Origin of the sequence: Planktotalea sp., assembly GCF_049680325.1 — a bacterium.
GTDB lineage: Bacteria > Pseudomonadota > Alphaproteobacteria > Rhodobacterales > Rhodobacteraceae > Planktotalea.
This window is the reverse complement of sequence record NZ_JBAUHO010000263.1, coordinates 1-2,762: the sequence shown is the minus strand read 5'-3', so window position 1 is coordinate 2,762 and position 2,762 is coordinate 1. Positions and strand designations below refer to the sequence as shown.

2 protein-coding genes are annotated in these 2,762 nt (G+C 51.4%); one reads left to right on the top strand and one right to left on the bottom strand.

The window, feature by feature from the left end:
* Positions 1-556: 556 nt before the first annotated feature.
* Positions 557-1,879 (top strand): ATP-binding protein, encoded by a 1,323-nt coding sequence (locus tag WBC85_RS12010; RefSeq protein WP_424437303.1) that lies wholly within the window; start codon positions 557-559, stop codon positions 1,877-1,879.
* Between the two features lie 163 nt (positions 1,880-2,042).
* On the opposite strand, the gene WBC85_RS12005 is transcribed toward WBC85_RS12010, so the two are convergent.
* Positions 2,043-2,762 (bottom strand): hypothetical protein (locus WBC85_RS12005; protein WP_424437300.1); only part of this gene is annotated, 720 nt, incomplete at its 5' end.

Sequence of the window (2,762 nt, the reverse complement as noted above, 5' to 3'; positions counted from 1 at the left end):
GTCATTGCTACTGGAACGATTTAACTGTGCTCAGTAATAGATGTACGATTTCAATGCCTTAATCGTTTCGCTTTCTCATACTTTCGTTTCATGGTCCTCGCAGATCAGGCTATCCTGGATTTCAATGCTGCGCACCCAAAAGCGGCCGCGAGGTAATCCGCAAAGGCGTCGCTCAGAAAGCCTGGAGAACGACCAGTTCGCACTCTTTGAAGCGCCTTGTCGAGGGCGACCAATTGTAAATCTCGGGGAAGGGCGTACAACCAGTTATGCCATCGCAGGAGCATCAGTGGACCGCGCGCATTTCGCCACGCCTTACAATCAGCGCCCTTCCATGTTCTACCACTAGGAATTTCTTGGTGATGTTCGAGATATACAGCTCACGTGACCTGGCCAAGCCCAGAGAGCGAGTGAATGTGAACTTTACGAAATTCCCAGCAAACTTGTGTACTAGGCAAACTGTAGATGCACTAATGAACAAATGGTGAGACATCTAATAGACAAATGGTGGGGCCTCTAATATGCATTCTGTAAGCAGGAAGCGGACCTCTTTTTCGGTTTGGGCTTCATCAGGCGAGGAAGAGACAAAAGGTTCATGACTGATACAGAAGAATATCTGCCAAGGCACCTCATCCCAGAGCTTGAAGATGCACTTGCATCAGCACGTGTGGTCAACCTCATTGGTCCAAGGCAAGTTGGCAAGACAACACTTGTACGAGACTTGTTTGGCAATGGCAGTTTCATAACATTGGATGACGCAGCTGTCTTGGCGGCCATTGAAGCGGACCCGGAGGGGCAGCTTTCCAGCTTAACGGACAATTTGAACGGCGAGCCGCTTATCATTGATGAGGCCCAGCGATCCAAAAAACTAGCTCTCGCGATCAAGAGGGTCGTCGATACCAATCGGCGTAAGGGGCAATTTGTACTTACCGGCTCCTCCAACGTATTCACAACCACTGATGTGGCTGACTCGCTTGCGGGTAGAATGCGAACACTTAAGCTCTGGCCCCTATCCGTCGCTGAAGTCAAAAAGGCACCCGTCAATCGCATCATGGATTGGGCGATGCAAAACGAACCGAAACTAGGGCAGGTGGGTGGTCCAGAAAAGGTCAGTCGACATGACTACATAGATTTCATTCTGGAAGGTGGTTTTCCAGAGGTGAGAGAGCTACCGATCAGATCCCGCCAGCGGCAATATCGGGATTACATCGACGCAGTGGTGGAGCGCGATGTCGCTGATATCATGCCGGTTCGAAAACCGGATGCGTTGCGTATCCTGATAGATCAGATGGCGGCACGCTCCGCGCAGGAAATCAACACTTCCGAGCTTTCTAAACTGACAAAACTGCAACGGGTTACCGTCGATCAATACCTTGATATCCTGCTAAGGTTGTCAATGCTGACCAAGCTGGGTGCCTGGACATCAGGCGAGGGCAGGCGGGAGATCAAGAACCCAAAATACCATTTTGCAGATACTGGCATCGCCTGTGCCCTTCGGCGTTTCACCCAAGATACCTTCACTATCGACAACAACCCGCAGGCGCTTGGCGGCCTGCTAGAGAGCTTTGTTCTGAACGAGATCCAGCGTGCCGTCCCAATGCAGGACGCTGACTACCGGCTCTATCACTGGCGCAGCGCAGACCAGCGGGAAATTGACATCCTGATCGACGGTGGCAGCCACTTGGTCTGCGTTGAGATAAAGGCATCTGCATCAGTTAATGGAGATGATTTCAAACACCTTAAATGGTTCTCAAAAGACGGGCCTGGCCGCAATAAAACATGCACGGGGATCGTGTTCTACCTAGGCCAAGAAAAGCTCACCTTTGGCGACCGGAACTTCGCCCTTCCGGTGAGCGCGCTTTGGAGCACGATCAATTTTTGATTGTGTTTCAAATGCCCTGATCCCCGGCTTGATCTGTTGGCTTCGTGTCATCGAGATTGCAAATGACAACTGGGCTGCCGCAAAAATAGATGATGCGAAGACGCTCAAGCAAAGCAAGGAGGGTAGAGGGCTCAATTTTGATGCCAACACCTTGAGTGAAGCCTTAGTGGCGATGAGGTACGTCGACCATACCGTCGGTTTCCAGTTGCAGACACGCCCGCCACAATGGCGTTTTCCAGTAGGTGCGATCTGACAGTCTGCCACCGTCGGATGTTTCTGCCAGAAAACCAAGCCAGCTGAGTGGTTGCAGAACATGCGTGAAGATGAACCCGGCGTGGTCATAGTATTCCCAATCAATCACATGCGCACGTTTTTCGAGACCATAGAGCGTCTTGACGAGGTGCGCTTCTGAAAGGCCTTGTTCTGCCTCGACATTGATGATGTTGAGGAAAATGTCCCAGTTTCCGGGAGCTGTGAATTCTGATCTGGCGTTGCGTGCGTGATTATACTCGAACAGGTATGTTTCTGAGATCTTCGCGAAGAACGCACCACGCTGGCTGGCAAGGTCTTGCGCCTTTTTTGAAACCTGGAACTTACCCTTGGTATGACGCCCGAACTTGGCGACAGTCATCAAATCGTGGACGACCATTGCGTGCGGCACGTCCCATTCGTTCAAGACTTTGTTGAGTCGCATCAGTTCATCAGTATGATATTGCGGCCAAGGCGAATGATCTGCCATCCAATGGGCAAACTTGCGGTTGAAGGCCTTGGTTTGCGTAAGCCCAATCCCGCCGTGCGCTGCGGCATATTCGAAGGCGTTTTCCATCGCCTTCAGAAGGCGGGAGTGATCGAGTACTGGATCACCATCAGCAATGTCATGGAA